23 protein-coding genes are annotated in these 21,346 nt (G+C 58.8%); 14 read left to right on the forward strand and 9 right to left on the reverse strand.

The genetic code is table 11. From position 1 onward, the window contains the following. Nucleotides 1-7: 7 nt before the first annotated feature. The 3 genes from JLG71_RS00140 to tisB form a co-directional block, all read right to left on the reverse strand. Nucleotides 8-841, reverse strand: a complete 834-nt coding sequence (locus JLG71_RS00140; RefSeq protein WP_047722793.1) for a DMT family transporter — start codon at nt 839-841, stop codon at nt 8-10. A gap of 70 nt (nt 842-911) precedes the next feature. Further along, nucleotides 912-1,358, reverse strand: coding sequence for a GNAT family N-acetyltransferase (locus JLG71_RS00145; RefSeq protein ID WP_064406029.1), 447 nt, complete (start codon nt 1,356-1,358; stop codon nt 912-914). 71 nt (nt 1,359-1,429) lie between these two features. Then, nucleotides 1,430-1,519, reverse strand: coding sequence for a type I toxin-antitoxin system toxin TisB (gene tisB, locus JLG71_RS00150; protein ID WP_004107126.1), 90 nt, complete (start codon nt 1,517-1,519; stop codon nt 1,430-1,432). 580 nt (nt 1,520-2,099) lie between these two features. Here tisB and ivbL point away from each other — a divergent pair. From ivbL to JLG71_RS00190, 8 genes are all read left to right on the forward strand, one after another. After that, complete coding sequence (ivbL, locus tag JLG71_RS00155) at nt 2,100-2,195, forward strand: ilvB operon leader peptide IvbL (RefSeq protein WP_004107123.1); 96 nt, start codon at nt 2,100-2,102, stop codon at nt 2,193-2,195. Between the two features lie 102 nt (nt 2,196-2,297). Continuing rightward, the gene (ilvB, locus tag JLG71_RS00160; RefSeq protein ID WP_109240716.1) at nt 2,298-3,986 is read left to right on the forward strand and encodes an acetolactate synthase large subunit; all 1,689 of its coding nucleotides are present in this window, start codon (nt 2,298-2,300) and stop codon (nt 3,984-3,986) included. A 3-nt stretch (nt 3,987-3,989) separates the two neighbouring features. Beyond that, nucleotides 3,990-4,280, forward strand: coding sequence for an acetolactate synthase small subunit (gene ilvN / locus JLG71_RS00165; protein ID WP_004855635.1), 291 nt, complete (start codon nt 3,990-3,992; stop codon nt 4,278-4,280). A 182-nt stretch (nt 4,281-4,462) separates the two neighbouring features. Further along, entirely contained in the window at nt 4,463-5,056 is a 594-nt protein-coding gene (gene uhpA / locus JLG71_RS00170; protein WP_134898855.1) for a transcriptional regulator UhpA, read from the forward strand. Between the two features lie 17 nt (nt 5,057-5,073). Continuing rightward, a complete protein-coding gene (gene uhpB, locus JLG71_RS00175; RefSeq protein ID WP_162557350.1) occupies nt 5,074-6,555 on the forward strand; it encodes a signal transduction histidine-protein kinase/phosphatase UhpB in 1,482 nt (493 codons plus the stop codon). Between the two features lie 9 nt (nt 6,556-6,564). Next, a complete protein-coding gene (gene uhpC, locus JLG71_RS00180) occupies nt 6,565-7,884 on the forward strand; it encodes an MFS transporter (protein WP_032751824.1) in 1,320 nt (439 codons plus the stop codon). Between the two features lie 145 nt (nt 7,885-8,029). After that, complete coding sequence (gene uhpT, locus JLG71_RS00185; RefSeq protein ID WP_004126843.1) at nt 8,030-9,421, forward strand: hexose-6-phosphate:phosphate antiporter; 1,392 nt, start codon at nt 8,030-8,032, stop codon at nt 9,419-9,421. Between the two features lie 177 nt (nt 9,422-9,598). Beyond that, a complete protein-coding gene (locus tag JLG71_RS00190; RefSeq protein ID WP_025107571.1) occupies nt 9,599-10,051 on the forward strand; it encodes a DUF1198 domain-containing protein in 453 nt (150 codons plus the stop codon). A gap of 82 nt (nt 10,052-10,133) precedes the next feature. On the opposite strand, the gene JLG71_RS00195 is transcribed toward JLG71_RS00190, so the two are convergent. Together JLG71_RS00195 and JLG71_RS00200 are read right to left on the reverse strand one after the other, a co-directional pair. Further along, on the reverse strand, nt 10,134-10,457 hold the full coding sequence (locus JLG71_RS00195; RefSeq protein ID WP_004126838.1) for a helix-turn-helix domain-containing protein: 324 nt from the start codon (nt 10,455-10,457) through the stop codon (nt 10,134-10,136). Continuing rightward, entirely contained in the window at nt 10,441-10,800 is a 360-nt protein-coding gene (locus tag JLG71_RS00200; RefSeq protein ID WP_025107572.1) for a type II toxin-antitoxin system RelE/ParE family toxin, read from the reverse strand. Before JLG71_RS00200 ends, JLG71_RS00195 begins: the two co-directional genes overlap by 17 nt. 212 nt (nt 10,801-11,012) lie before the next feature. Here JLG71_RS00200 and nepI point away from each other — a divergent pair, with 212 nt between their 5' ends. Further along, nucleotides 11,013-12,194, forward strand: coding sequence for a purine ribonucleoside efflux pump NepI (nepI, locus tag JLG71_RS00205; RefSeq protein WP_014227312.1), 1,182 nt, complete (start codon nt 11,013-11,015; stop codon nt 12,192-12,194). A 32-nt stretch (nt 12,195-12,226) separates the two neighbouring features. Here the strand turns inward: nepI and phnX are convergent, their stop codons facing one another. Together phnX and phnW are read right to left on the reverse strand one after the other, a co-directional pair. Beyond that, nucleotides 12,227-13,036 (reverse strand): phosphonoacetaldehyde hydrolase, encoded by an 810-nt coding sequence (gene phnX, locus JLG71_RS00210; RefSeq protein ID WP_200913926.1) that lies wholly within the window; start codon nt 13,034-13,036, stop codon nt 12,227-12,229. Nucleotides 13,037-13,045: 9 nt separating this feature from the next. Next, a complete protein-coding gene (gene phnW / locus JLG71_RS00215) occupies nt 13,046-14,149 on the reverse strand; it encodes a 2-aminoethylphosphonate--pyruvate transaminase (RefSeq protein WP_025107574.1) in 1,104 nt (367 codons plus the stop codon). Between the two features lie 140 nt (nt 14,150-14,289). Here phnW and phnR point away from each other — a divergent pair, with 140 nt between their 5' ends. From phnR to phnV, 5 genes are all read left to right on the forward strand, one after another. Next, on the forward strand, nt 14,290-15,009 hold the full coding sequence (gene phnR, locus JLG71_RS00220) for a phosphonate utilization transcriptional regulator PhnR (protein ID WP_009653851.1): 720 nt from the start codon (nt 14,290-14,292) through the stop codon (nt 15,007-15,009). Nucleotides 15,010-15,341: 332 nt separating this feature from the next. After that, nucleotides 15,342-16,355 (forward strand): 2-aminoethylphosphonate ABC transporter substrate-binding protein, encoded by a 1,014-nt coding sequence (phnS, locus tag JLG71_RS00225; protein ID WP_032751825.1) that lies wholly within the window; start codon nt 15,342-15,344, stop codon nt 16,353-16,355. A gap of 5 nt (nt 16,356-16,360) precedes the next feature. Further along, nucleotides 16,361-17,473 (forward strand): 2-aminoethylphosphonate ABC transport system ATP-binding subunit PhnT, encoded by a 1,113-nt coding sequence (gene phnT, locus JLG71_RS00230; protein ID WP_064357595.1) that lies wholly within the window; start codon nt 16,361-16,363, stop codon nt 17,471-17,473. Continuing rightward, nucleotides 17,473-18,333: a 2-aminoethylphosphonate ABC transporter permease subunit gene (gene phnU / locus JLG71_RS00235; protein WP_048262945.1), complete on the forward strand. Its 861-nt coding sequence runs from the start codon at nt 17,473-17,475 to the stop codon at nt 18,331-18,333. The genes phnT and phnU overlap by 1 nt, the downstream gene beginning before the upstream one ends. A 2-nt stretch (nt 18,334-18,335) precedes the next feature. Further along, nucleotides 18,336-19,133, forward strand: a complete 798-nt coding sequence (gene phnV, locus JLG71_RS00240; RefSeq protein WP_025107577.1) for a 2-aminoethylphosphonate ABC transport system, membrane component PhnV — start codon at nt 18,336-18,338, stop codon at nt 19,131-19,133. Nucleotides 19,134-19,330: 197 nt separating this feature from the next. Here phnV and JLG71_RS00245 read toward each other — a convergent pair whose 3' ends face one another. Together JLG71_RS00245 and JLG71_RS00250 are read right to left on the reverse strand one after the other, a co-directional pair. Continuing rightward, entirely contained in the window at nt 19,331-20,710 is a 1,380-nt protein-coding gene (locus JLG71_RS00245) for a carbohydrate porin (RefSeq protein ID WP_047722798.1), read from the reverse strand. A 227-nt stretch (nt 20,711-20,937) separates the two neighbouring features. Then, nucleotides 20,938-21,240: a PTS lactose/cellobiose transporter subunit IIA gene (locus JLG71_RS00250; RefSeq protein ID WP_032751827.1), complete on the reverse strand. Its 303-nt coding sequence runs from the start codon at nt 21,238-21,240 to the stop codon at nt 20,938-20,940. Nucleotides 21,241-21,346: the final 106 nt, after the last annotated feature.

Consider the following 21,346-nt stretch of genomic DNA (forward strand, 5'->3'; position numbering starts at 1 on the left):
GTGTGGATTAAGACAGCCGCAGCAGAATCGCCCCGGCGGCAATGCCGCAGGCGGCGGCGATGCGCAATGGAACTACCTTCTCTTTCAACAGGATAAACGCGATAACTGCGCCAAAAAGAATCGAGGTTTCGCGCAGGGCGGCCACCACCGCCAGCGGCGCCTGGGTCATTGCCCACAGCGCCAGGCCATAGGAGCCCATGGTACCGACGCCGCCGACCATGCCTTTCTTCCAGTGCTGGCGCAGATAGCGGCTGGCCTGCGGGCGCCGGGCAATCATCGCCCAGCCCAGCAGACAGAAGCCGTTCATAAAAAAGGTCCACAGGGTATAGCCCAGCGCGGTTTCTGAAAGCCGCACACCGGTTCCGTCAACCAGCGTGTAGCCCGCAATGAAGCAGGCGTTGATCAGCGCCAGTACGATACCCCGGCTCGAACTGGCGCGCCCGTTAAAGGCCATCGCCAGAATCGCCAGGCAGATGACGCCGATGCCCAGCCACGCCAGCGGGGAGAGAGTGTCGCCAAGAAAGGCGACGCTGATTATCGCCACCAGTAGCGGGGCGGTCCCGCGCATCAGCGGATAGGTCTGGCTCATATCCGAGACCTGATAGGTTTTTGCCACCAGCACCGTATACACCACCTGTAGCGCGCAGGAGACGGCAAGAAACGGCACGCTGGCGAGCGTGGGTTGGGGGGCAAAAGGGAGCAGAACCAGGGCGATGAGCGAGGCAGAGCCGCTAACGCCTACCGCTGCGTACATTTTATCGCCGCTGGCTTTAACGATAGCGTTCCAGCTGGCGTGAAGCAGGGCGGCGAACAGCAAAATACAGAATACGGTAATGGTCATTGCGGCCTGGCGCTGGGGAATAAATCGTCAACGGACTGTAACATGCGCACTCTTCAGCAGCCAGTGGCGGCTAGAGCGAACAGAACAGACGATGGGTGACCCGGGGTTCATCATATATCGGGCGAAATCCCAGATTTTCATAAAACGACCAGGCCGTTGACGGCGCATGGGTGTTGAGAAAATCAAAGCTGCTGCCGGAGTGGGTGATAACCGAGACCAGCAGCTGATGCCCGATCCCCTGCCGACGATGGCGATCGGCGATATACAAATGGCGGATGCGACCGGCCCGCGGCTGCTGGCTAAAAGGGTCGATGTTAAGCCCGCACACGCCGACCAGCTGCCCGTGCGCAAAAGCCCCCAGCAGCTTTTCTCCCGGCGCGTTAAAACGGTTTTCCCCGTTCTGCCAGTTCTCCGCCAGGCGACGCAGCATGTTCAGGTTTTGCGCCAGGCTTTCGGCGCGGAGCGCCGAAAAACCGGGTTCGTCCGGGGTGATAGCGGCGATCAACAACGATGCCATAATTTTTCTCCGTCAGGTTAGCCTGTAGAGGGGCGGTTTCCCGCCCCTCTCAGGTGCGACTTGAACCTGAATCAGCGGAACTGCTTCAGGACTGCATCAAGTAGTTGCAACACGGCAACCATGAGTTTCAGGATCAGAACAACGATATCCACTCCGCCCATACGCGTCTCCTCTGGTTCAGGAGCACAACCGGCTGGCGTACCTTTCCGCCGCCTGTTGCCAGCCAGGGTATACCCGTCATATTCAGGCGCCACCTGCCGGTGGCGGACTCAATAATTCGGGGTATTTGTTGACGTAACACAGTGTGCTCTTCTGGGGTTAAGGCGCTGACGGCACCACCCGTTTCAGCCAGGACTTTTTTGCGCCGGTAAAAGTGCGGCCCCAGATTCCCCCTGCGTACCCCCTCAGTATAGAATGAATACTGTATATATGAACAGTATTTTTTGGACAAATTTGTATATGCGATCCATACTCTAAATCAGCAAAAACCATCGTGAAAATTGCGCCTTCTTCCCCGATCGCGTATACTTTTTTCGTTGACGTAATACAGTGTGCTTGCGGCTACCAACCGTAAAAACACCGAACAGAAAACCTCGCCGCGGCGGGGTTTTTTGTTTTTATCCCGCCGCAAATTAATGTGATCTTCCGCGCAGTTTCTCCTGGTTGAAAATAAATCCATTGTGAAATGACAAAAGCTGTGTTTGTATAAATTCATTCCTTTTTTGAGACAACAGGTCCCTCATGAACGCTACCACGCTGACTTCGACCCTACTACTAACCGCGCCTGCCGCGGTGGTCGTCGTGTCTGTGGTGGTCGTCGTCGGCAACGCGCCGTAGGGTCCGGAACAACACGAATTCCAAACCCCGCCGGCGCAAACCGAGCGGGGTTTTTCGTTTCATGCCCCCCGGTAAGTCGGCCCAGAATAAAAGGACTGGAGCATGGCAAGTTCGGGCACAACATCACAAAAAATGCGCTTCACTGGCGCACAGTTAGTCGTTCATTTACTGGAGCGTCAGGGGATCACCACGGTCAGCGGCATTCCGGGCGGCTCCATCCTTCCCATTTACGATGCGTTAAGCCAAAGCACGCAGATCCGCCATATTCTGGCGCGTCACGAGCAGGGCGCGGGGTTTATTGCCCAGGGCATGGCGCGCACCGAGGGCAAACCGGCGGTGTGTATGGCCTGTAGCGGCCCGGGAGCCACTAACCTGATCACCGCTATCGCCGACGCCCGTCTGGATTCGATTCCGCTGGTGTGCATTACCGGCCAGGTTCCGGCCTCAATGATCGGCACCGACGCTTTCCAGGAAGTCGACACCTACGGTATCTCTATCCCCATCACGAAACATAACTATCTGGTCCGCAACATTGCTGAGCTGCCGCAGGTGATAAGCGACGCGTTTCGCATCGCGCAGTCCGGGCGACCAGGGCCGGTGTGGATAGATATTCCTAAGGATGTTCAGGCCGCGACCATTGAGCTTGACGCCCTGCCGGAACCCGGCGCCCGTACGGCGCCTCCGACGTTCGATAGCGCCAGCGTGCGTGAAGCGGCGGCGATGATTAACGCCGCGCAGCGTCCGGTACTCTATCTGGGCGGTGGGGTGATCAACGCGCCTGAGCCCATTCGCCAGCTGGCGGAAAAAGCCAACCTGCCAACCACCCAGACCCTGATGGCGCTGGGGATGCTGCCGAAAGCGCATCCGCTGTCGCTGGGCATGCTGGGGATGCACGGCGCGCGCAGCACCAATTTTATTTTGCAAGAGGCTGATTTATTGGTTGTTTTAGGCGCCCGTTTTGATGACCGGGCGATTGGTAAAACCGAGCAGTTCTGCCCGAACGCGAAAATTATCCACGTTGATATCGACCGCTCTGAGCTGGGTAAAATCAAACAGCCGCACGTAGCGATTCAGGGCGATGTTGGCGAAGTGCTGGCGCAGCTGATCCCGCAGGTCGAGACGCAGCCGCGCAGCGAATGGCTGCAGCTGGTGGCCGATCTGCAGCGGGAGTTCCCCTGCACCATTCCGCAGGAGCAAGACCCGCTTACCCACTATGGCCTGATTAACGCCGTTGCCGCCTGCGTTGACGATGAGGCAATCGTGACCACCGACGTCGGCCAGCACCAGATGTGGGTCGCGCAGGCGTATCCGCTCAACCGCCCGCGCCAGTGGCTGACCTCCGGGGGCCTCGGCACCATGGGCTTTGGTCTGCCTGCCGCGGTAGGCGCGGCGCTGGCTAACCCGCAGCGCAAGGTCATCTGCTTCTCCGGCGACGGCAGCCTGATGATGAACATTCAGGAAATGGCTACCGCGGCGGAAAATCAGCTGGACGTAAAAATCATCCTGATGAATAACGAAGCGCTGGGGCTGGTTCACCAGCAGCAGAGCCTGTTCTATAAGCAGGGCGTGTTCGCCGCGACCTATCCTGGCATGGTCAACTTTATGCAGATCGCCGCCGGTTTTGGTCTGCAAACCTGTGATTTAAATAACGAAGCCGATCCGCAGGCGGCGTTGCAGGCGATTATCGACCGCCCGGGTCCGGCGCTGATCCACGTGCGTATCGATGCCGAAGAAAAAGTGTATCCGATGGTACCGCCGGGTGCGGCCAATACTGAAATGGTGGGGGAATAAGCCATGCAACAAGCGACTCATGAAAACGTTATTCTACAGCTCACCGTGCGCAACCACCCTGGCGTGATGACCCACGTTTGCGGCCTGTTTGCCCGCCGCGCATTTAACGTGGAAGGCATTCTTTGTCTGCCGATCCCGGACAGCAACCAGAGCCGCATCTGGCTACTGGTCAACGACGATCAGCGCCTCGGGCAGATGATTAGCCAGATCGAAAAGCTGGAAGACGTTGAGAAGGTGGTGCGCAATCAGTCCGATCCCTCCATGTTCAGCAAAATCGCGGTGTTCTTCGAATAATCGCTCGCGGCTTGATCCGCGGCGCGCGATAAACAAAATCACTCAAGCCGCATCAGGGCGGCAAGTCTGAGAATCCCCCGGGAGCTGAGTGAAGTCAGTGACTGGGGGGAACAGAGGCAGCTTGAAGGATGACGTTTATACCGTTAAGGTAAGCGCGTTTTTTATCCTCCCCAGGAATCGCCATGACCACAATCGCCCTTATTGACGATCATCTTATCGTCCGCTCCGGCTTTGCCCAGCTGCTGGGGCTGGAAGCCGATTTTCAGGTCGTCGCCGAATTCGGTTCCGGGCGCGAAGCGCTGGCGGGGCTGCCCGGCCGCGGCGTGCAGGTCTGTATCTGCGATATCTCGATGCCGGATATCTCCGGGCTTGAGCTGTTAAGCCAGCTACCGAAAGGGATGGCGATCGTGATGCTGTCGGTGCACGACAGCCCGGCGCTGGTGGAGCAGGCGCTGAACGCCGGCGCGCGCGGCTTTCTCTCCAAGCGCTGCAGCCTGGATGAGCTGATCGCCGCCGTGCGCACCGTGGCGGCCGGCGGCTGCTACCTGACGCCGGATATCGCCATGAAGCTGGCGGCCGGGCGACGGGACCCGCTCACCAAACGCGAACGCGAGGTGGCGGAAAAGCTGGCGCAGGGGATGGCGGTAAAAGAGATTGCCGCCGAGCTGGGCCTGTCGCCAAAAACCGTGCACGTTCATCGCGCCAATCTGCTGGAAAAGCTGGGCGTCAGCAACGACGTCGAGCTGGCGCGCCGCATGTTCGATAGCTGGCAATGAACGCCTTTCTCTCCCGGCTGCTCTCGGTTATCGGCTGTTGCTTTATCTTTTCCGCCGCGTGGTTTTGCCTGTGGAGCATCAGCCTGCACCTGGTGGAGCGTGCCGATCTTGCGGTGCTGCTTTTCCCCTTTGGCCTGCGTCTTGGCCTGATGCTGCAGTGTCCGCGCGGCTACTGGCCGGTTCTGCTGGGCGCTGAGTGGCTGCTGATCTTCTGGCTGACGCAGGAAGTGGCGCTGGCGCACCCGATAATATTGATGACCGGAAGCCTGTTGACCCTGCTGCCGGTGGCGCTGATTTCGCGCTATCGTCAGCAGCGCGACTGGCTCACCCTGCTGCGCCAGGGAGGGGCGCTGATCGCCGCTGCGCTGCTTCAGTCGCTGCCGTGGCTGCCGGAAGGCAAGGAGGGGCTGAACGCGCTGCTGCTGACCCTGACCGGCGGCCTGACGCTGGCGCCTACCTGCCTGGTTATCTGGCACTACCTTACCAGTACCGTCTGGCGGCCGCTGGGGCCATCGCTGGTCTCGCAGCCGGTAAACTGGCGCGGGCGGCATCTTATCTGGTATCTGCTGCTGTTCAGCGTCAGCCTCTGGCTCCAGCTGGGGCTGCCCGCCGAGCTCTCGCGATTTACGCCCTTCTGCCTGGCGCTGCCGATTATCGCCCTGGCCTGGCACTACGGCTGGCAGGGCGCGCTGATCGCGACCCTGATGAACGCCATCGCGCTGATTGCCAGCCAGAGCTGGCACGATCATCCGGTGGATTTGCTGCTTTCGCTGCTGGCGCAAAGCCTGACGGGCCTGCTGCTGGGCGCCGGCATTCAGCGGCTGCGCGAGCTGAACCAGTCGCTGCAAAACGAGCTGGTGCGTAACCAGCGGCTGGCGGAACGCCTGCTGGAAACCGAAGAGAGCGTGCGCCGCGAGGTGGCCCGCGAGCTGCACGATGATATCGGCCAGACCATCACCGCCATCCGTACTCAGGCGGGGATCGTCCAGCGTCTGGCGCCCAACAGCGCCAGCGTCAGGCAGAGCGGCCAGCTGATTGAGCAGCTTTCGCTCGGCGTCTATGATTCGGTACGCCGCCTGCTGGGCCGTCTGCGCCCGCGCCAGCTGGACGACCTGACGCTTGAACAGGCGGTGCGTTCGCTGATGCGCGAAATGGAGCTGGAGGACCGCGGTATGGTCAGCCATCTGGCGTGGCGCATTGATGAGTCGCTGCTAAGCGAAAACCAGCGCGTCACTCTGTTCCGCGTCTGCCAGGAAGGGCTGAATAATATCGTCAAACACGCCAGCGCCAGCGCCGTCACGCTGCAGGGCTGGCAGCAGGAGCAGCGGCTGATGCTGGTGCTGGAGGACGACGGCTGCGGCCTGCCGCCGGGCTCCGGTCAGCAGGGCTTCGGCCTGACCGGCATGCGCGAGCGCGTCAGCGCGCTGGGCGGCACCTTAACCATCTCCTGCACCCACGGCACCCGCGTCTGCGTCAGCCTGCCGCTGCGCTACGCCTGAGGAGCGACGATGTTTGCCTTTTTGAAATCCCCGCCCGATGCTCCGCCGATTACCGACAAACCGGCGCTGGACGCGCGCTACCGCTACTGGCGTCGGCATATTCTGCTGACCATCTGGCTGGGCTATGCGCTGTTTTATTTTACGCGTAAAAGCTTTAACGCCGCCGTGCCGGAAATCCTCGCCAGCAACGTGCTGACGCGCAGCGATATCGGCCTGCTGGCAACGCTGTTCTACATCACCTACGGGCTGTCGAAATTTTTCTCCGGTATCGTCAGCGACCGCTCTAACGCCCGCTATTTTATGGGCATCGGTCTGGTCGCTACCGGCGTGGTGAATATTCTGTTTGGCTTTTCCACTTCGCTGTGGGCCTTCGCGCTGCTGTGGGCGCTGAACGCCTTCTTCCAGGGCTGGGGCTCGCCGGTGTGCGCCCGTCTGCTGACGACCTGGTATTCGCGCACCGAACGCGGCGGCTGGTGGGCGCTATGGAATACGGCGCATAACGTCGGCGGGGCGCTGATCCCGATGGTGGTTGGCGCGGCGGCGCTGCACTACGGCTGGCGAACGGGGATGATGATTGCCGGCATGCTGGCGATCCTCGCCGGGCTGTTTCTCTGCTGGCGGCTGCGCGACCGGCCGCAGGCGGTAGGACTGCCCGCCGTGGGCGACTGGCGGCACGATGAGCTGGAGATTGCCCAGCAGCAGGAAGGGGCTGGCCTGACCCGTAAAGAGATCCTCACCAAATACGTGCTGCTGAATCCCTATATCTGGCTGCTCTCGCTGTGCTACGTGCTGGTGTACGTGGTGCGCGCGGCGATTAACGACTGGGGCAACCTGTACATGTCGGAAACGCTCGGCGTCGATCTGGTCACGGCGAATTCGGCGGTCACCATGTTCGAGGTGGGCGGCTTTATCGGCGCGCTGGTGGCGGGCTGGGGCTCGGATAAACTGTTTAACGGCAACCGCGGGCCGATGAACCTGATTTTCGCCGCCGGTATTTTGCTGTCGGTGGGCGGCCTCTGGCTGATGCCGTTCGCCAGCTACGTGATGCAGGCGGCCTGCTTCTTCACGACCGGCTTTTTCGTTTTTGGCCCACAAATGCTGATCGGCATGGCGGCGGCGGAGTGCTCGCACAAAGAGGCGGCGGGGGCGGCAACCGGCTTTGTTGGCCTGTTTGCCTATCTTGGCGCATCGCTCTCCGGCTGGCCGCTGGCGCAGGTGATGGAAATCTGGCACTGGAGCGGCTTTTTCGTGGTTATCGCCATTGCCGCCGGCATTTCCGCCCTGCTGCTGCTGCCGTTTTTAAACGCCCAGGCGCCGCGAGAAGCGTGACCCACTTCACCTTTCTTCGCCGAAGGGCGTAAAACTAAGAAATTTTCCCGGTTTCGCCTGGACGCTGTCTCAGGCGAGTCTCCCGGCTGATTTTTACAATGCCTGCCATTCGCAGGTACTAAATCAGCTCAGGAGTCACCCAATCATGCTGGCCTTCTTAAACCAGGTGCGTAAGCCAACCCTGGACCTGCCGCTCGAAGCGCGGCGCAAAATGTGGTTCAAACCGTTCATGCAGTCGTATCTGGTGGTTTTCATCGGCTATCTGACCATGTACCTGATCCGCAAAAACTTTAACATCGCGCAGAACGACATGATCTCCACCTACGGGTTGAGCATGACGCAGCTGGGGATGATCGGTCTCGGATTCTCAATCACCTACGGCGTGGGTAAAACGCTGGTTTCTTACTACGCAGACGGTAAGAACACCAAGCAGTTTCTACCGTTTATGCTGATCCTTTCGGCCATCTGTATGCTTGGCTTCAGCGCCAGCATGGGTGCAGGGTCGACCAGCCTGTTCCTGATGATCGCCTTCTACGCTCTGAGCGGCTTTTTCCAGAGCACCGGCGGCTCATGCAGCTATTCGACTATTACCAAGTGGACGCCTCGCCGTAAGCGCGGCACCTTCCTCGGCTTCTGGAATATTTCTCACAACCTCGGCGGCGCCGGCGCGGCGGGCGTAGCGCTGTTTGGCGCCAACTACCTGTTCGACGGCCACGTGATCGGGATGTTTATCTTCCCGTCGATTATCGCGCTGATCGTCGGTTTTATCGGCCTGCGCTTCGGCAGCGACTCCCCGGAATCCTACGGTCTCGGTAACGCCGAAGAGCTGTTTGGCGAAGAGATCAGCGAAGAGGATAAAGAGACGGAAGAGAACGCCATGACCAAATGGCAGATCTTCGTCGAGTACGTACTGAAGAACAAAGTCATCTGGCTGCTGTGCTTCTCCAATATCTTCCTGTACGTGGTGCGCATCGGTATCGACCAGTGGTCCACCGTTTACGCTTTCCAGGAGCTGAAGCTCTCCAAAGAGGTGGCGATTCAGGGCTTTACCCTGTTTGAAGTGGGCGCGCTGGTCGGCACGCTGCTGTGGGGCTGGCTGTCGGATCTGGCAAACGGTCGTCGCGCGCTGGTGGCCTGCGTTGCGCTGGCGCTGATTATCGCCACCCTGGGGGTTTATCAGCATGCCAGCAATCAATACGTTTATCTCGCCTCGCTGTTTGCGCTGGGCTTCCTGGTGTTTGGCCCCCAGCTGCTGATCGGTGTTGCCGCGGTAGGTTTCGTGCCGAAAAAGGCGATTGGCGCTGCCGACGGGATCAAGGGCACCTTCGCCTATCTGATCGGCGACAGCTTCGCCAAGCTGGGCCTCGGGATGATTGCCGACGGTACGCCTATTTTCGGCCTCACCGGCTGGGCGGGCACCTTTGCGGCGCTGGATGCGGCGGCGATTGGCTGCATCTGCCTGATGGCCATCGTCGCGGTGTTTGAGGAGCGTAAAATCCGCCGTCAGAAAAAGACGCAAACGTTGCAGACTGCCTGAGTCATTGGGTGTGAGTCACGTTGCCCGGCCCCTGCGCCGGGCTTTTTTATGCCTCTTGCCGGGCGGTTTGATGATAGCGATACGGGGCCGCGATAAGTCACATTATGGTACGTCCGGCAGTCGACAGCGGGCAATTTCCCATTATGATAGTGGGGCTGCGATTGAATGAGAGGATGCATGATCTGGTTAGGACTGGCCACGCTGATAGTGGTATTTGTTGTGGGATTTCGGGTGCTTACCTCTGATTCACGCCGTGCGATTCGCCGTCTGAGCGAACGATTAGGCATTACGCCGGTACCGCTGGAATCGATGATCGATCAGCTGGGAAAAACCGCCGGCAACGAGTATCTGCGCTACCTGGAGCGGCCGAATGAAGCACATTTGCAAAATGCCGCGCAGGTGCTGCTGGTCTGGCAGGTCGCTATCGTCGACGGCAGCGAGCAGAACCTGCATTACTGGTATCGGCTGATGAAAAAGTCCCGCCTCGCGGCGCCGATTACCGAAGCGCAAATCCGCCTGGCACAAGGTTTTCTTCGCGAGCTGGAGCCGGAAGTGAGCGACCTGCACGCTTTGCAGGAGCGCTATAACGCGCTGTTTTTGCCGGAGGATGGCGTCCACTGGCTGCACTGATATCACTTTCCGGTGCACTGTTGGCTTCGTTAAACGTCACGCCGACGAGGCCACCGGTGCAAAAGTCATCGCAACAAAGCCATCATGCCAGTACCTCTAACCCATGTTTTTGCACGATGGTGAGTAATTTCAGTGCCAGCCCACCGGGGCGTTTTGCCCCGCTTTCCCATTTTTGGACCGTGGAAACGCTGGTGTTCAGATAGCGGGCAAAAACCGGCTGACTGACGTTGAGTTGGTCACGTAGAGCCTTAATTTCACCAGGTTGGAAATCGCTTACGCGGCTGATGCATGTTTCATCAAAGCTGCGCATTGTCTCCTGCGCGATCGCATCAACACTGTATAAACCTGCTGCAGCGCTATGGATAGCTTCAAAGGCGGGGCTTTTGAATTTAGTTTTTGCAGTCATGACAAATCTCCACCAATTCTTTTCTCTTAACCAATGCCGCCATTTTCTCCTCGCTGAGAAGGGAATAATGCCTGGCTAACTCACGGAACGCCGCGAGTTCTCGGTTATCGATATTGGCGATATCCTGTTTGGCGTATAAAAATGTGTAAAACCAATGCTCAGCGCCCTTTGCCAGAATAATTGCGCGATCGCGATTTTTATTGAGGCGTTTTTTGTAAACGCCGCCACCAAGGTTATCTGCTTTTCCCTGGAGAGTGGCTTCAATCGCTTTGCAGAGTTCGCCATCATCAATCGCATGGGCCCGGGCTTCCCTGGTAAACCATTTCGTTTTAAAAACACGCATTGGCTGACATCCTGTAACCATAAATATAGCACCAAGTGCTATGTTATTTCTTCCTCTTACTGTTCTGAAATACCTAAGAACGTGATTTTCCGGTTATGCGAGCAGCTACGCAGGGGCTTTGCAAGGCCTGAAAAGTTGTCAAAACGTTAAATTCGTCACATTTAAAATGTTACACTGCGCGGCTTCCCCGTGTTCAACCATGCAGGTAACTTATGACTCCTTCGAATGCCTCTACGCCACAGGCTCATCAGGCGGCGCGACCCAACTGGTCGGCGGTTTTTGCGGTGGCCTTCTGTGTGGCCTGCCTGATTACCGTTGAGTTCCTGCCGGTAAGCCTGCTCACGCCGATGGCGCAGGATTTAGGCATCTCCGAAGGGGTTGCCGGACAGTCGGTCACCACCACGGCGTTCGTGGCGATGTTCGCCAGCCTGTTTATCACCTCGATCATCCGCAGTACCGATCGCCGCTACGTGGTGATTCTGTTTTCGGTTCTGCTGACCCTTTCCTGCCTGCTGGTCTCTTTTGCTAACAGCTTTGCGTTATTGCTCCTCGGCCGCGCCTGCCTCGGGCTGGCGCTGGGCGGCTTTTGGGCGATGTCGGCGTCGCTCACCATGCGGCTGGTGCCGATGCGCGTGGTGCCCAAAGCCCTGTCGGTTATTTTTGGCGCGGTATCGATAGCGCTGGTGATCGCCGCGCCGCTGGGCAGCTTCCTCGGCGGGATTATCGGCTGGCGTAACGTCTTTAACGGCGCCGCGGTGATGGGGGTGGTCTGTACGATTTGGGTGCTGAAGGCGCTGCCGTCTCTGCCGGGTGAGTCGACCTCGGCGCAGCAAAATATGTTCGGCCTGCTAAAGCGCCCCGGCGTGATGGCGGGGATGTGCGCCATTTTTATGGCCTTCGCCGGCCAGTTCGCCTTCTTTACCTATATTCGCCCGGTGTATATGACGCTGGCGGGCTTTGACGTTGACGGCCTGACGCTGGTGCTGTTGAGCTTCGGCATCGCCAGCTTCGTCGGCACCTCGCTCTCTTCGATGCTGCTTAAACGATCGGTGAAAGCGGCGCTGGCGGTTGCCCCGGTGGTGCTGGCCATCAGCGCGGCGGTGCTGGTGCTGTGGGGGGAGAGTAAAATCGTGGCGTCGACGGTTGCCGTTATCTGGGGCTTTGCCTTCGCGTTGATACCGGTTGGCTGGTCAACGTGGATCACCCGCTCCCTGTCCGATCAGGCGGAGAAAGCCGGGTCGATTCAGGTGGCGGTGATCCAGCTGGCCAACACCTGCGGCGCCGCGGTTGGCGGCGTGGCGCTGGATCACCTTGGTCTGCTCTCGCCGCTGGTCCTCTCCGGTACGTTGATGCTGCTGACCGGCCTGCTGGTGGCGACGAAAGTACGAGTGTAATGGGGCCGCAGTCAGGCGAATCGTCAATAAAACTACGGGCGTTCGCCCTGCGCCAGACGACGGTTGATGTCGGCAATCACGCCCGGCAAATCCGCCAGCGTGTCCACCACATAGTGCGCCCCGGCGGCGTACAGCTTCCCGGCGGCGTGCTCGCGGCGGGCGGCGATCTCTTCGGCGCTCATCTGCTGATATTCCTCCCAGCTGGCGCCGAATTCGTTACCGGAAACCGTCAGACCCACGCTCCACATCCCGGCGTTTAATCCTTCGGTAATGCCGGGAGCGGAATCATCAACCTTGACGCAGTGGGCTACCGAGTCGATGCCGAGGGCAATGACGTTCTGTAACGCCATCCACGGGCCTGGCCGTCCCCCGACGGCGAGGTCGTCCGTCGCCACCCAGTGGTCAGGCGCATAGCCCTGCGCGGCGGCGGCCGGCGCCAGCTTTTCCATCACCAGACGCGGATAGCCGGAACAGGAGCCAATTTTTATGCCTTCGGCGCGCAGCGCGGCAATGGTGTCGACAACCCCGGCGATCGGCGCAGAAAAATCGACAACTTTGGCAATCTGCAGCGGCATAAAAGCAGCATAGATCGCGTCGATATCGGCAGCGTTCATCGCCCGGCCAAACTTCGCCTGCCAGCGGGCGTCCACGGCGGGCAGTTTCCCCAGCGCTTCAATATGCTGCCATTTGCCGAGACCCATCGGCACCCTGGCTTCTTCGAGCGTAATCTCCACGGCAAAAGCCTGACGGAAGGCCTCAACGAAAATCTGCGTCGGCGCGAAGGAGCCAAAGTCGACGGTGGTGCCTGCCCAATCAAGAATAACGGCGTTAATACGGTTCATGACGGTTCCTTAGCATTGCCAGTACATGGCGTTTTTGATGGCCGCCAGCAGGGCGGTGATGTCGGCGTCGTACACTTCGCCGATGTTGCCGATACGGAAGCAGTCGCTTTGCGACACCTTGCCCGGATAGATCACGAAACCCTGCACTTTAAGCCGCTGGTAGAAATCCTTAAAGCGATACTGCGGCGCATCCGGGGAGTAAAACGCGGTGATGATCGGCGAGTGCAGGCTATCGTCGAGCAGCGGCTGAAAGCCTAGCGTACGCATTCCCGCCACCAGACGCCGCTGGTTCGTGCTGTAACGCTGATGACGTGCGCGCACGCCGCCTTCCTCCGCCAGCTCCTTCAGCGCCTGGGCAAAGGCCAGCACGGTATGGGTCGGTGAGGTGAAGCGCCACTTGCCGTGGTTATCCTCCATGCAGCGCCACTGGGCGTACAGATCCAGCGACAGCGAGCGCGAGCGGCCCTGGCAGTTTGCCAGTTCCGCCTCCCGGGCAATGACGAAGGCAAAGCCCGGCACACCCTGAATGCATTTGTTGGCGGAGCTGATCAGATAATCGATATTCAGGGCGGCGACGTCCATGGGAATGCCGCCGAAGCTGCTCATGGCATCGACGATGTAGCGTTTGTCGTAACGTTTCGCCAGCGCGGCGACCTCTTCGATCGGGTTGAGCATGCCGGTCGTGGTTTCGCTATGCACCATGGCGATATGGGTGATCGCCGGGTCGGTTTGCAGGATCCGTTCGATCGCCGCCGCGTCCGGCCGCGCCACTTCGCCGCAGTCGTAGGGATGGTGCGCAATGCACATCAGTTTCGCCATCTCGATCATGCGCGCGCCGTAGGCGCCGTTGCTGATAATCAGCACTTTCCCCTGCGCGCCGATCGCGCTACCGAGCACCGCTTCAACCGCGTAGCTGCCGCTGCCTTGCAGCAGCACTGAGGTGTAGCCGTTAGCGGGCGTCGCCAGTTCCACCAGCCGTTGGCGAATGACCTGAACGACGCCGAGATTGTAGTCGTCGTCCCAGGTACAGCTATCGAACAGCATCGCCTCTTTTACCGTACGGGAAGTGGTTAGCGGTCCGGGCGTCAGCAGCAGATAATTACGCGAAGTCATTGTTTTCACCATTTGGTCTATACCAGATGTTTTTTATAATGACGATCGTGCCCCGAAAAGGTCAAAGGGAAAGTAGCGCTGCAACAAAAAATTCATCTGGTTATGTATAATGAGCGCATCAAATTTGGCCGCGAGCGAACATGAAATCACCCTCTGGCGAGACGCCACAGTATCTGCTGATCAAGGCGCAGCTTCAGGCGCGTATTCAAAACGGCGCGTTGAAGAGCGGCGATAAGCTGCCGTCCGAGCGCGAGCTGTGCGCGCTGTTCAACACCACGCGTATTACGGTGCGTGAGAGCCTGGCGCAGCTTGAGTCCAGCGGCGTGATTTATCGCGCCGACCGCCGCGGCTGGTTTGTTACGCCGGAGCGCTTGTGGTTGGATCCGACGCAGAATACCAACTTCCACAAGCTGTGCCTGGAACAGGGGCGGGAGCCGAAAACGGTGCTGCTCGACGGTCGTCTGGCCGCCGTTCCGCTGGACGTTATGGCGCCGCTGGCGCTGCAGCCGTTCGACCAGATCTACCTGCTCACCCGACTGCGCCATGCTGACGGGCGGGCAATCTGCTACTGTGAAAATCACTGCCTGCCGGCCAGGGTTCCGGAACTGCTGCGCCATGATTTAAACGGCAGCCTGACCGAAATTTATCAGACCCACTATGACCTGATATATACCAGTATGCATCTGTCGTTCTGGCCCACCTCAATGCCGCCCCAGGCCGCGGAAGCCCTGGGGGTGATGGAAGGGCGACCGGCGCTGCTCTTGCGCCGCCTCAACTACGATCAGCACGGGCGAATTCTCGATTACGATATCGAGTACTGGCGCCACGACAGCCTGCGTATTGAAGTCGATACCCATTGATTTTATTGGTCCTGCCCGAGCGTTTTCCCGGGTTGCGGCTGGCGCCTTACCCGGGCTACGGGTTTACCGCCGTTTGCGGACGGGTAGCCCGGGTATTGAATGCCTGTCGCGGGCGCCCCAGTGGCGCTGCGCTTACCGGGCTACGGGTTCACCGCTGACTGCGGACGAGTAGCCCGGACAGGCGCGTCAAGCGCCGCCTCCGGGAGGGGGTCTCCTGCGCCGGCGTCATCCTTTCGCCACACTTCATTCATCGTTTTGTCATAAACCCCCGGTAGCGTGAAAAACAATCTGGTCTACACCAGAATGACTAACTACCCGATGAGGCATATACGATGAAACTCTCCCGACTTGCCCTGCTGTCCCTGTTCGCGCTGACCAGCTCTCCGGTCTGGGCAGATGGCATCGTCACGGTTTACTCCGCTGACGGCCTGCACGATGGTGATAACAGCTGGTACCAGCACCAGTTCGCCGCTTTCACCAAAGCAACGGGCATCAAGGTGCAGTACGTGGAAGGCGGTTCCGGGGCGATTGTTGAACGCCTGGCAAAAGAGCGCACCAACCCTCAGGCCGATGTGCTGGTGACGGTGCCGCCGTTTATCCAGCGTGCCGCGAAAGAACAGCTGTTGGCCGAATTTCAGCCGCAGGACAGCGCCCGGATCCCGGGCGTACACGACCGCTACTCGCCGCTGGTGAATAACTATCTGACCTTTATCTATAACAGTAAGCTGCTGAAAACCGCGCCGGCCAGCTGGCAGGAGTTGCTCGATAGCCGCTTCAGGAACAAACTGCAGTACTCGACGCCGGGGCAGGCGGGTGACGGTACGGCGGTCATGCTACAGGCGTTTCACAGCATGGGGAGCAAAGAGGCGGGGTTCGATTATCTCGGTAAGCTCCAGGCCAATAACGTTGGTCCGTCTGCTTCTACCGGTAAGTTGACCGCGCTGGTCAATAAAGGCGAGCTGTACATCGCTAACGGCGATCTGCAAATGAACCTGTCGCAGATGGCGCGTAATCCGAATGTGCAAATCTTCTGGCCAGCGGACGCGCAAGGCGAACGCAGCGCGCTGGCGCTGCCCTATACCATCGGCCTGGTGCAGAACGGTCCGAACGGCGAAAACGGTAAAAAGCTGATTAACTTCCTGCTCGATAAATCCGCTCAGTCCAGCGTCAGCGCGCTCTCCTGGGGTCTGCCGGTGCGCAGCGACGTGACGCCGGAAGACGCTAACTTTAAAGCGGCGAAAGCGGCGCTTAACGGTGTGAAAAGCTGGGAACCCAACTGGGACGACGTTGCGGTTTCGCTGTCGGCGGATATTGCCCGCTGGCATAAAGTGACGGACAGCGAGTAAGCGTGATGTTAATGAAAACGACCGCTCCCCCCACCCCGTCGCTGGCGGGGACGTCCGGAATTACTCTCGACGCGCTGCGCGTTTCTTATCACGGCAACGTGGTGCTGAAGCCGCTGACATTAACCATTGAACCCGGTGAGGTGCTGGCGCTGATCGGCCCTTCGGGCTCCGGGAAAACCACGGTGCTGCGGGCGATAGCCGGTTTTGTGCAGCCTGCCGGTGGTCGAATTTTGCTTGGCGACACGGATATCACCCACCTGCCGCCGTATCAACGCGGCCTTGGTATGGTGGTTCAAAACTACGCCCTGTTTCCGCACATGAAGGTAGAAGATAACGTCGCCTTCGGCCTGCGGGCGCAGAAGCAGCCCAAAGCGCAGATCGCTGAACGGGTTCAGGAAGCCCTGAAAATCGTCGGCATGGCGGATTACGCCAGCCGCTATCCGCACCAGCTTTCCGGCGGCCAGCAGCAGCGCGTCGCAATTGCTCGCGCCATCGCCGTGCGTCCGCGGGTATTGCTGCTTGATGAGCCGCTCTCGGCGCTGGATGCGCAAATCCGTCACAACATGGTCGAGGAAATTGCCCGTCTGCACCGCGAACTGCCGGAGCTGACCATTCTCTACGTCACCCACGATCAGACCGAAGCCCTGACCCTGGCGGACAAGATTGGCATCATGAAAGACGGCTCGCTCATTGCCCACGGCGAAACCCATCAGCTTTACCACTATCCGCCTAATCGTTTTAGCGCTGAGTTTCTCGGACGTGCCAATATCCTGCAGGCGACGGCGCTGACAGATACCGCGGGACCTGGCCTGGTCAGCGTCAGCTGCGGCGGCGGATTGATCGCCGCGTTCAGCCGCGGCGGCCAGCATGGCAACAATAAGCTGCTCTGTATTCGCCCGCAGCATATGAGTCTCGCGCCGCGATCGGCCACCAGCAACCGGCTGAACGCCATCCTGACCTCCGTGCACTGGCAGGGCGATTTGACCCATCTGCTATGCGACGTGGCGGGGGAGGCGGTGCGTATCGTGATGACCCACGTGAATCCGCTGCCGCGTGCGGGCGACAGGCTGGCGCTCTATTTTGAACCCAACGATGCGGTCCTGATTGAGGTGTCATAATGTCGCAGATCTTAACGCTCCCGCGTCGCTCTGTTCATCTGCGGCCCTTACTGTGGCTGCTGCCGCCGCTGCTGGTGCTGGCGACCCTGTTTTTCTACCCGCTGCTGCTCATCGGCGAACAGGCGCTGCGCGATACCGAGGGCCACCTGGGCCTCGAAACCTTCTGGCAGGTGGTGGAGTCCCGGCGCTTTCTCAGCGCATTGCTCAATACCTTGCAAATCGCGGTTATCGCGACATCAGGCTGCCTGCTGCTCGGCAGCGTGCTGGCGCTGATTCTGGTGTTTATCCCGTTTCCCGGTAGCCAGCTGATTAGCCGGATAATTGATACCTTTATTGCGCTGCCGACCTTTCTCATCACCCTGGCTTTCACCTTTATTTACGGCTCCGCTGGTCTGCTGAACGGGACGCTGATGTCGCTGTTTGCTTTTGAACTGCCGCCGGTGGATTTTCTCTATTCGATTCAGGGGGTCATACTGGCGGAAATGACCGTCTTCACCCCTCTGGTGATGCGTCCGCTGATGGCCGGGCTGCGGCAGATTGATAAAAGCCAGCTTGAAGCGGCGAGCATCCTCGGCGCGCATCCGCTGCGGGTTATCGGCCAGGTGATTTTTCCGGCGGTGCTGCCGGCGCTAATGGCGGGCGGCAGCCTGTGTCTGCTGTTGACCACCAACGAGTTCGGCATCGTGCTGTTTATCGGCGCCAAAGGGGTAAATACTCTACCGATGATGGTCTACAGCAAGGCTATTCTCGAGTCGGACTACAGCGTCGCCTGCATGATTGCGCTGATTAATATTCTGCTGTCGCTGGGGCTGTTTATGCTCTATCGGCTGGCCGCCGCGCGTACCGGCGTGAGGAGATAACGATGTTGATTTGGTCGCGTAAAGGCCGTACGGCGGCGGGAGCGCTGGCGGTGACGCTGTTTGCCGGGTTTTTCTTCCTGCCGCTGGCGGTGATTTTGATGTCCAGCCTGAGCCAGCAGTGGAACGGCCTGCTGCCGTCCGGCTTTACCCTCGGACACTTTGTTAACGCGTTTCGCGGCGCCGCGTGGGATGCGCTCTTTTCCAGTCTGATGGTCGGGTTTTGCGCCAGCTTGTTCGCTCTGCTGTGCGGCATGTGGGCTGCGCTGTCCCTGCGGCAGTACGGTGCGAAGCTGCAAAAATACCTTGGGCTGATGTTCTATCTGCCAAGCGCCATCCCATCCGTTTCTGTGGGTCTTGGCATTCTGGTGGCCTTCAGCCAGGGACCGTTGCAGATGAACGGCACCTTTTGGATCGTTCTGGCGGCGCACTTCGTGCTGATTTCCGCGTTTACCTTCAGCAACGTTTCCACCGGTCTGGCGCGGATTTCCGCTGATATTGAAAACGTCGCCTCCAGCCTCGGGGCATCGCCGTGGTATCGTCTGCGCCACGTCACGCTGCCGCTGATGACGCCATGGATGATTTCGGCACTGGCGTTAAGCCTGTCGCTATCGATGGGGGAGCTGGGCGCGACGGTGATGATCTACCCGCCGGGCTGGACAACGCTGCCGGTGACGATTTTTAGCCTGACCGATCGCGGCAATATTGCCGATGGTTCGGCGCTGACCATCGTGCTGGTGGGCGTCACGCTGCTGCTGATGATTAAGCTTGAACGCATCGCCCGCCGGATGAGCCAGAGGTAATCTCCGGCTCCTTTTGCAAACCGCCTAAGCCAGTGGTAGCCGGGGTAAGGCGTTACGCCGCAACCCGGGGAATGCGCCGGGATGAATATATCGATGCGGCTTCTTCCCGGCTCGCGCTGCGCTTAGCCGGGCTACAGGTTACGATCTGATAGCCCGGATCGGGCTCTGACGCCGCGACCCGGGATGGTTTCACTCTCTTAGAACCACGCCTCAAACATGCCGCCGACGTTCAGCGAATCCAGCTGTTCGTCTTTGGTGCCATTGACCTTCGCGGTGCGCTTGTTATCCACCTGGCCGCCGGTCACGTAGAAGCGCAGCATCGGGCGGAACTCCGGCCCCATACCGATGGCGATGTTCTGCGACAGCGTCAGCTTCCAGCCGTGGTTATCGCCGCCCTGGTCGTAATCGACGCGCTGGTAGCCCGCTTCCAGCCAGGTGGAGTGCACATCGTTCCAGAAGTACATCGGACGGACAATGGCGCCGTAGTTTTTACGGTTATCGGTGTTGTCCTTGCCGTTGTCATAGTCGTGGAAGGCCAGCAGATATTCGATCTGCGCCTGCTGGGTGAATTTATGCAGCCCTTCAAAGCTGGCGTAAATCGCGGTCAGGTCATCGGTTTTGTTGTAGACGCTGTTATCCGAGTTATCGGAGTAGCGCAGGATCACTTTATTGACGCCGCTGTCGTTGGTGTGGCTGAGCACCAGCCCGCCCTGCCAGGCGTCGAGACGTTCGTCGCTGTCCACCGCTTTCGAATCGAAACCGTAGTTGGCGTAAACCTCAACGTCGATCGGCCCGGCCTTGATGTTGTGGGTTTTGGTGGTCAGGGCGTAGTGGCCGTTATCGCCGGTACCGGAGCCGCCGGTACAGGTGATGCGCGACGGGTTGGCCTCGTCGGCCATCACTTCCGGGCTACAGGACTCCACCTGCGACACTCCCGCCACGTCAAACTGCACGCCGCCGATATCAAAGTTCTTCACCCCGGCGCCCTGGCCGTCGTGGTTCATCCAGAAGTAGTCGTTGATCCCCTGTTGCGGGCGCTGATGGAAGTCGCGGCCGGCCCAGATATAGGCGTTGGGGTTAGACTCCAGCACGTTGGTGACGCCGACGTAGGCTTTTTTCAGGTTAACTTCATCGCTCCAGTGGTCAAACATGACGTTGATATCCCAGATCGCGCCTTTACTGCTCTTGAAGGCTTTGGTTATCTGGAATTCGCCGCCGTTGCCTTCGTTGCCTAAACGGCCGATCGCCGAAGCGCCGTTATAGGAGCCATCCACGCCGACAAACTTCTGATCGCCGGTCTGGAACTGCGCGCCGTAGCGGGCGTAGCCGCTGAACTTCAGGCCGAAGGGGATCGCCATATCCGGCGTGGCCGCGGTGGTCTGCGGGTTGGTGATAACATCCACTTTTTTATCAGCCGCGGCGTCGATTTTCGCCTGGCGTTCGGCCAGGGCTTTATCGACGGCTTTCGCCACAATGGCGTCTATCTGTTCTTGAGTAAATTCTTGCGCGAATACGGAAATTGGGCACAGCGCGGCGACGACCGCCATGGTTAATGGCAGCATTTTTACAGTTTTCATCATTATCTCGCTTTTAATAATTTATATATATCCTAAATAGTTCGAGTTGCAGGAAGGCGGCAAGGGAGTGAATCCCGATGAGCTTACTTTGGTAAGTGATTCGGGTAAGCGAGCGCAGCCAACGTACATGCAGCTTGAAATATGACGGATATATTTAGATAATAGCTATCCCGCCAGGATAAGCTGGTATATTTAGTTCGGGTACAGTTGCTAAATATTGATATAAATTAACGCTGGTATAAATGAATTAACTCTTCCGAAAATTCACGGGCGAGCAGTGAATTCATTAAGTGATCCTGAGCATGGACCATAATTAACGTCATCTGCTGGCGCGCTTCGCCAGCGTCCTGCTCGATAAGCCGGGTCTGCATCTGGTGCGCCCGGCGGGCGTAGCCATCGGCTTCATTCAGAAGCAAGCGCGCTTCATCTATATTACCGTTGCGGGCGCAATGGAGCGCTTCAAAACATAATGAGCGTGACTGGCCCGCATTAACGATAATTTCCATTACCGCATCTTCTAATTCAATCATGATAGATCCTGAGGTCATTAACTTTATTCTTTAAATAATGCAGTGAAAGTCCCTTTTCCACATTATTTATGCCGTCATTTTAAATATAATATTAAATATAGAGATT

The organism is Klebsiella michiganensis, assembly GCF_015139575.1.
Classification (GTDB): Bacteria; Pseudomonadota; Gammaproteobacteria; order Enterobacterales; family Enterobacteriaceae; genus Klebsiella; species Klebsiella michiganensis.

Excerpts from the sequence above, each read along its gene's own strand:
- JLG71_RS00140 (WP_047722793.1), bottom strand. The coding sequence starts at position 841 with ATGACCATTACCGTATTCTGTATTTTGCTGTTCGCCGCCCTGCTTCAC.
- ivbL (WP_004107123.1), top strand. The coding sequence starts at position 2,100 with ATGAACGCTACCACGCTGACTTCGACCCTACTACTAACCGCGCCTGCC.
- JLG71_RS00245 (WP_047722798.1), bottom strand. The coding sequence starts at position 20,710 with ATGAAAACTGTAAAAATGCTGCCATTAACCATGGCGGTCGTCGCCGCG.
- JLG71_RS00145 (WP_064406029.1), bottom strand. The coding sequence starts at position 1,358 with ATGGCATCGTTGTTGATCGCCGCTATCACCCCGGACGAACCCGGTTTT.
- ilvB (WP_109240716.1), top strand. The coding sequence starts at position 2,298 with ATGGCAAGTTCGGGCACAACATCACAAAAAATGCGCTTCACTGGCGCA.
- tisB (WP_004107126.1), bottom strand. The coding sequence starts at position 1,519 with ATGGGCGGAGTGGATATCGTTGTTCTGATCCTGAAACTCATGGTTGCC.
- ilvN (WP_004855635.1), top strand. The coding sequence starts at position 3,990 with ATGCAACAAGCGACTCATGAAAACGTTATTCTACAGCTCACCGTGCGC.
- uhpC (WP_032751824.1), top strand. The coding sequence starts at position 6,565 with ATGTTTGCCTTTTTGAAATCCCCGCCCGATGCTCCGCCGATTACCGAC.
- uhpT (WP_004126843.1), top strand. The coding sequence starts at position 8,030 with ATGCTGGCCTTCTTAAACCAGGTGCGTAAGCCAACCCTGGACCTGCCG.
- phnV (WP_025107577.1), top strand. The coding sequence starts at position 18,336 with ATGTTGATTTGGTCGCGTAAAGGCCGTACGGCGGCGGGAGCGCTGGCG.
- uhpA (WP_134898855.1), top strand. The coding sequence starts at position 4,463 with ATGACCACAATCGCCCTTATTGACGATCATCTTATCGTCCGCTCCGGC.
- phnS (WP_032751825.1), top strand. The coding sequence starts at position 15,342 with ATGAAACTCTCCCGACTTGCCCTGCTGTCCCTGTTCGCGCTGACCAGC.
- phnT (WP_064357595.1), top strand. The coding sequence starts at position 16,361 with ATGTTAATGAAAACGACCGCTCCCCCCACCCCGTCGCTGGCGGGGACG.
- phnR (WP_009653851.1), top strand. The coding sequence starts at position 14,290 with ATGAAATCACCCTCTGGCGAGACGCCACAGTATCTGCTGATCAAGGCG.
- JLG71_RS00195 (WP_004126838.1), bottom strand. The coding sequence starts at position 10,457 with ATGACTGCAAAAACTAAATTCAAAAGCCCCGCCTTTGAAGCTATCCAT.
- phnU (WP_048262945.1), top strand. The coding sequence starts at position 17,473 with ATGTCGCAGATCTTAACGCTCCCGCGTCGCTCTGTTCATCTGCGGCCC.
- JLG71_RS00250 (WP_032751827.1), bottom strand. The coding sequence starts at position 21,240 with ATGATTGAATTAGAAGATGCGGTAATGGAAATTATCGTTAATGCGGGC.
- phnX (WP_200913926.1), bottom strand. The coding sequence starts at position 13,036 with ATGAACCGTATTAACGCCGTTATTCTTGATTGGGCAGGCACCACCGTC.
- nepI (WP_014227312.1), top strand. The coding sequence starts at position 11,013 with ATGACTCCTTCGAATGCCTCTACGCCACAGGCTCATCAGGCGGCGCGA.
- JLG71_RS00200 (WP_025107572.1), bottom strand. The coding sequence starts at position 10,800 with ATGCGTGTTTTTAAAACGAAATGGTTTACCAGGGAAGCCCGGGCCCAT.
- JLG71_RS00190 (WP_025107571.1), top strand. The coding sequence starts at position 9,599 with ATGATCTGGTTAGGACTGGCCACGCTGATAGTGGTATTTGTTGTGGGA.
- phnW (WP_025107574.1), bottom strand. The coding sequence starts at position 14,149 with ATGACTTCGCGTAATTATCTGCTGCTGACGCCCGGACCGCTAACCACT.